Annotated in this window: 7 protein-coding genes; 2 read left to right on the top strand and 5 right to left on the bottom strand. The window is 41.9% G+C overall.

Going from position 1 to position 5,917, the window contains the following annotated elements; all coding sequences use genetic code 11:
* Nucleotides 1-14 precede the first annotated feature (14 nt).
* Together HWQ39_RS07120 and HWQ39_RS07115 are read right to left on the bottom strand one after the other, a co-directional pair.
* Entirely contained in the window at nucleotides 15-584 is a 570-nt protein-coding gene (locus tag HWQ39_RS07120) for a hypothetical protein (protein WP_292842993.1), read from the bottom strand.
* 87 nt (nucleotides 585-671) lie between these two features.
* Nucleotides 672-1,112, bottom strand: a complete 441-nt coding sequence (locus tag HWQ39_RS07115; RefSeq protein WP_292842991.1) for a hypothetical protein — start codon at nucleotides 1,110-1,112, stop codon at nucleotides 672-674.
* 194 nt (nucleotides 1,113-1,306) lie between these two features.
* Here HWQ39_RS07115 and HWQ39_RS07110 point away from each other — a divergent pair, with 194 nt between their 5' ends.
* Entirely contained in the window at nucleotides 1,307-1,558 is a 252-nt protein-coding gene (locus HWQ39_RS07110; RefSeq protein ID WP_292842989.1) for a hypothetical protein, read from the top strand.
* Nucleotides 1,559-1,780: 222 nt separating this feature from the next.
* Here HWQ39_RS07110 and HWQ39_RS07105 read toward each other — a convergent pair whose 3' ends face one another.
* A complete protein-coding gene (locus HWQ39_RS07105; protein ID WP_292842987.1) occupies nucleotides 1,781-1,930 on the bottom strand; it encodes a hypothetical protein in 150 nt (49 codons plus the stop codon).
* Between the two features lie 569 nt (nucleotides 1,931-2,499).
* Here HWQ39_RS07105 and HWQ39_RS07100 point away from each other — a divergent pair.
* A complete protein-coding gene (locus HWQ39_RS07100; protein WP_292842985.1) occupies nucleotides 2,500-3,759 on the top strand; it encodes an AIPR family protein in 1,260 nt (419 codons plus the stop codon).
* A gap of 160 nt (nucleotides 3,760-3,919) precedes the next feature.
* Here the strand turns inward: HWQ39_RS07100 and HWQ39_RS07095 are convergent, their stop codons facing one another.
* Both HWQ39_RS07095 and HWQ39_RS07090 read right to left on the bottom strand, forming a co-directional pair.
* Nucleotides 3,920-4,828: a DUF4351 domain-containing protein gene (locus HWQ39_RS07095; RefSeq protein ID WP_292842983.1), complete on the bottom strand. Its 909-nt coding sequence runs from the start codon at nucleotides 4,826-4,828 to the stop codon at nucleotides 3,920-3,922.
* Nucleotides 4,829-5,095: 267 nt separating this feature from the next.
* Nucleotides 5,096-5,593: a hypothetical protein gene (locus HWQ39_RS07090; protein WP_292842981.1), complete on the bottom strand. Its 498-nt coding sequence runs from the start codon at nucleotides 5,591-5,593 to the stop codon at nucleotides 5,096-5,098.
* Nucleotides 5,594-5,917: the final 324 nt, after the last annotated feature.

Raw genomic sequence — 5,917 nt, 5'->3', positions numbered from 1 at the left:
GCGTAGATAATACGCTAACTTGTTTTCTCTTCCCCACGCTTTTTTTCGTTCACCCTTTTGGTTCTGTCGGGAGAGATTTCGTTGAGCATGAGACTCGCGCCCTGGCGTTTGGCAAACTGTGCCAGGATGCCAGTCCCGGCAGATGGCTCCAGCACCAAATCAGTAGCTTGTATAAATCCTGCTTTGGCTACCAGATAAGCAAGCGGCAGAGGGGTGGAGAATTGCTGAAGCTGTACTGACTCTTCACTACGGCGAGTATGCGTCGGGCAGAGGGCTACTAACTTCTCCAATTCCAATAATACTGTTTGTGGCGACTCTAATAAAAGCTTGTAACCTTTTTGACGCAGATATAATATTTGCGCCACTTCCACTGCCTCGTAAGCATCTTTCCACTGCCATACGCCCTCTGCTGCCGTGCCGTGAAAGTGGCGATTCATCTGGGACTGAATTGCTTTAGTCCCGATAGTCCGTTTCTCAATCAGTGATTTGGTGAGTTCTTGAGCAACGTTGAGGATTGATTGTCCGTAGTCCAGAACTGTTTCTAGGTCAAATAGAGTTCCTTGTGTGGCTATAAGGCTGACCATATCTATTATGTGAATACATCACTTTCGCTTTGGCGTAGCCGTTTGAGCTAAGGACGGGTTAACTATAATTTTTTTGGTACTTTCCAGTTATCTTAATCTTGCGTGGCTTGGTGGACTGGCGCTTAGTACTAGTTGAGGCGGATTTCTTAGACGTGGACGATTTTGCTTTAGTCCGCTTGGGTTTGATCGGTTGCAAAGAAAGGCAGGTGGGAGTAGTCGGAGTCTGGGGAAAGGGATTATAACTGCTGGCGTGAGAACAGAATGGTGAGGGGATTGTGGTTCTAGAGTCCAAGGGTCAGGAATCTTCTCAAATGCGATCGCCCTTGGAGTGGCTTGTTGGATTTCCTGTTGTGGAGGAGGTTGTGGGGAAGTTGCGGAAACTGTGGGCTGTTCAATAACTGATGGCTTCCATTCGATTGGCGGCAAGGGTACAACCCACAAACCATCTATGAAATCGAAAACCATCAGCGCAACAAAGCTCATAACGACTGCTTGGATCGTTAAGGTGAGAGTAGCTTGGATATCCATGATTAACTCCAAATGTTTGTGATTTTTCAATGTAGTGAGGTGTTGCAGTTGGGTTTGGTCGTTGCAACTCTCACTCTGGCTTTGGCGTAGCCATGAGAATTCCCATTCACAAAACGGGTGATTATGTTTAACCAGAGCATTGAAATCTTCTTAGCAAAGGCTAAGATCCAAAAAGTTACTAATTGCAATAGGCAATGGCAAGCAAAGAAATCCAAGTCAGAGAGTACACCGTCAGAGCGCACAAACGGGAAATTCACACCCGCGTTTTCAACTTCGTATGTAAACAGTGTGAACAACCAACCCAAAGAGAAACCTTCGGTGTCCGACCACTCTATTGTGAGAAATGCCGTCCGCCTCAACCTCCCAAGCAATCGAAAGTAGTCCCGATAGGCAAGAGGAAACCCAGGGCGATGACTTACAAGAGTGGGAAAGGTATTGCTGGGTGATTTTTTGCTTTGAGGTAAGGGCGATACCTTCTCTTCTCTTTCAGAGACGCACTCGCGTTGGAGAGGCAATGCCTTTCCTGAGTTCGGCACTCGCGTTCGGCACGTCTTTGACGAACGCCAACGGAAAAAGTGGTTACGCCATCGCACGAAAGTGAGTAAACCGGTGCGTTCATTCGCCCAATCTCACTCAAACTGGTAAAAAGTAACTCTGATGTTTGGAAGTCATTCAGGAGGTGCAAACTGTGCAAATACCTCGGCCCCTGTCAGGTTCTTAGTTTCATTGGCAAAACAGTAATATTTGGGCTTTTCATCAATGAATACCTGATGATCGAAAACAAGACCTTCAGAACTATCGAATAGTCCAACAGGCATGAAATACTGGTTATTTTGTTTTAATCTCTAAAATAGATGGCTACCACACTGCTTACAGAATCCACGTTCTGCCCACTGCAACGATTGATAAAGCCCAATATTTTCTTCACCAGACAAGCTGACATCACTTTCACAAGTATTCGACTAACAAAGGCCCTCCACCCCAATTGCGGCACATACTACAATGACACGCTGTCACATTTTCACTCATACTAGTTGTGGAAATGCTTACCGCTCCACATAGGCAGCTACCTTTTGCAATGCTCACATTAGACATATTATTTTCTCCGATTCCATGCAGGCGCTCCAATTGCTGACATTTTCCCCTATTTCATACTGGAAATGCCAAGAATATCAAGTAGTTCGCTTTCGTAACTTGGCTATTTTTTGGCGAAGGTGGGGTTCTCTCTGAGGATAAGGGGCGAGGGGAAAGGTTTTAAACCCCTTACCCTAACCCTGACAGCGCATTTTTGGGTTGGCATACAACGGTACTTGGCATAACCGAGAAACGCGATATCAGATACTAGTTTTGGTTAACATAGAAATTCCCCTCACATTGCAAATCAACTATGCCCAAGACTTGGAACATCAAGATAGATAACTATTTTCAAGCCAACCCAAACTGCATCATCGCCACCGCCCATGTAGACTCATTCCCGATAGACCTACCCCTAGAACCCAACATCAGGGAACCAAACCGCAAAAGCGCGACCTACAGACAAGTCTTCGACTCCCTGACCACCGAACCTGCAAAATTCTTCTCTCGTCACAGTGGAATCGTTCTGTCAGCTAATATTGCAAAACCTGTCAAGAACAAAACTGAACTGGAGCTAGAAGTCTTAGAAGCTAACGAAGGAGGTAGTGATGGCATTATCAACGGAGGGCATACAGTTTTAGCATTTGAGCAAGCGAAAAATTACAAATACGATTTAACCGAAGCCAGAGTAAAAGTTACGATTCACATCGGACTCTCGGAAGACGAGGCTAAGGATATAGCCCTGGCTTCAAATACCACAACGCCAGTAGATTCTCGTTCCAAAGTTAACGCTAGGGGTGATTACAAATTCATCAAGCAGTATTTAGCTTCCTTAGAACAGAAAGAAGATAGAAAATTCCGCATCGCTTATTATCAAAACCAAAGCGGCGCTCCCAGAAATGCTCAGTGTAATGTCACCCATTTGCTAAAGTTGATTAACTGCCTCGACAGAAATAGATACAACCCCGACGGCAATAAACGAACCAAACACCCAGCAGGTATGAGTCCCCCATCTAACATCACAGACACGGAAAGGGAAAGATTAACTGCACTTTTGCCTCTGCTATCTCAAGCTCTGTGGATAGAGCAAAGACTCTACGAAATAATCCAAGAACATATCAGCAACCCCAGAAGAAAGGGTGTTAACGATTTAGCTTCAATAGATATACGTAAAACTACGTTATTGCCTGACAGCAAGTACTCTTTCGGGTTTGGTGCGCCAACTGACCTCGCACTACCGATAATTGCGTCCTATCGGGTATTTTTGGACAAGGACTATAAATGGATTCTGCCGTTTAACGAATTTGCCGAAGATTTCCTGCAACACTTGTGGAATAACTATTTCCGTAAATACTTGGTGTCGGAGAAAACAGCAGGAAATACAGTAGGTACAAAAATCAGCCGTAATCAAGAGATTTGGGAAAGTTTGTATATCTCGGCGCAAAGTTATCTAAATCAGCACTTGATGAAAATGGTCAACTCTAGCAAGGAAGAAGAAGAATCGAAAGTGACAGAAGGTGCAAACAAGAGGGGAAAAAGGAAAAATGATGGCGCAACTACTGTTCTCAAATAGCTTTTTATCTTTGTCGTAAAGCCTGCGGCATAGCTACGCTTAGGGCGCAGCCTAAGAAGAGAAGTTGCGCTCACGACGAAGCCTTTCCCCCTTGCCTCAAATCTCCTTGATAAGAGAGTATCTACTTTCCAGGCAAGAGATAATAGCACAAGCTTTTTATTTAGAGATTTTGGTCTAACCAAGTTTCTAAATCAGTGAGGGAAGAAAAATCTAAAAAGGCTTCTCCTAAAGTCTCCAATTGGTCAGTAGATAAACCTCGAATTCGCTCAAGTACTGAAGAGTCAATTTCACCAAAACGATGATTTAGTTGACGTATAATTAAACGTTCTTCACCTTGCTTAATTCCCTCTACTTGTCCTTCCTGTCTAGCTTGTTCTCGGTCTTGCTGATAAAGTGGTGCTAATCGCATAACTAACTCCCTGTCATCTAATTCTTCAGTTTGAGACATTACCAAGTTCTGCTGTAAATTGTACAGTAATTCTAGCGTGGCTTTCCGAAACGGGTGATTAGATGATAGCGCTTCTAATTCATCAATAGCCTGCTTTTGTACTTTCCCTCGACCGAGAATTCTTAGCCACAAAGTTTCTTGAGTACGTGGCAGTTGATGAATTACAACGATAGCTGTTCGCAAATACTCCCCCATTAAGTATACTCCAGCCACCCAATTAGATGCTTGAATCGCACTAAAACCTGAAAGTATTCTCACAGATACGGTTGGAGAAAGTATCCACAATTTCGGAATTTCTAATTCTTTAATAGAGATTTTATTGCGGTTAGCTTCGCGTTGTAAAGCACCTCTTACTTCCAATAGTTTCAGCAAACAATCACAGATTTCCTCCTCAGAGGCAGGATTGCGAACCCGTAAGGGTTCAAAAATAGCAGGTGTAGCTGCAAATTTTACCAGAATTCCTAGCATCTCTAAATTATTAGCTTGTTGGGTAGGAGAAAATAAAACATCAATTTCTCTAATCTCACCAGCTACACGGCTAGAAGCTTTTACTTCCCCATAAGGTTTTAGTAACTCTTCCAAATAGTCTTTAGCAAACTGGTCGTGAATAAATCGAGTCATTTAAATTACTATGGAAGTTATTTATTCTAATTAATATTTTATCTCTTTTAAGAGCAGCTTTTAACAATGCAAGCGCTCCAATTTTGCATTTTTACCTATTTAATACTGAAAATGTCAACAATACCTATTCTACAGGCTTGTCAGCTAAAAAAGGCTTTTTTTAGGCTGATTAAATTAGCATTAATGTTATATCTTTGGGTAGTAGATAATGATTTACTCCGTATTAGTTTGCTTAAGCTCCGGCGATTGTTGCCAGAGCTAGAAGATTTATTTTAGCTTCTGATAGTCTTGAAAAAAACGATTCAAATCATTTAAAAGTTGACAGAACAAACTTTTGTTTTCATAAGTGCCAGTAGCATTCTCCCAAGAATTGCAAATTCTTGGGTTAGTAAAAGGCAAAATCAAAACAAATAGAGCCGAAATTAAGGGGACAATTAATATAAGGTTTCGGGCATCAGTGATTAAATTACCAACTTCGCTCAGAACAGGTAACTCGTATTGATGACGATGTGTAATTAGGGTATCTTTGGTTTTCTGCTCCTTTTCTAAATTGAGATTGGGCTGGATATCTATCTCAATAATGTTCTTTCTGACTACTTCAATTGCCGTCAATAAATCATCTATAGGTTGCCCATTTCTGGCACGAGTGACAAGTATTGCTTCCAGAATTATTAATCTTGACTTGGAAGTTAACAGTATAGGCATCTGTTGATTAGCTTCATTAATGAAATCCTGTTGTTCTTTGAGAAACTTACTAGTCTGCATATTATGTAGCCACTGTTTTTGAACTAGTAGTTCGCGTTCGGATAGTTTAAAGTTTTGAGAGAGACTGTTAATAAAGTTAACAACACTTGTCGTTAATTGTTCTAAAGGGCTTGAGGCTTTTGAGGGGGAGCTGCTTTGATTGTTGTCTTGCATAGGTTTACCGAGTTTAGTTATGCTTACTATTCCAGCCATCGAATTTGTACTTAATTGGAGAATCTTGAAGCAATCTTTCGATTCCCAAACGGATTAAATCTGGTGGAACTCCGTCTAATTTCAATTCGTTTTGAATAAACTCATCAATTGAGTTAGCTGTAGTTTTTTCTA

It is taken from the genome of Nostoc sp. NMS8 (assembly GCF_017115045.1).
GTDB lineage: Bacteria > Cyanobacteriota > Cyanobacteriia > Cyanobacteriales > Nostocaceae > Nostoc.
This window is presented reverse-complemented; position numbering and strand designations above follow the sequence as displayed.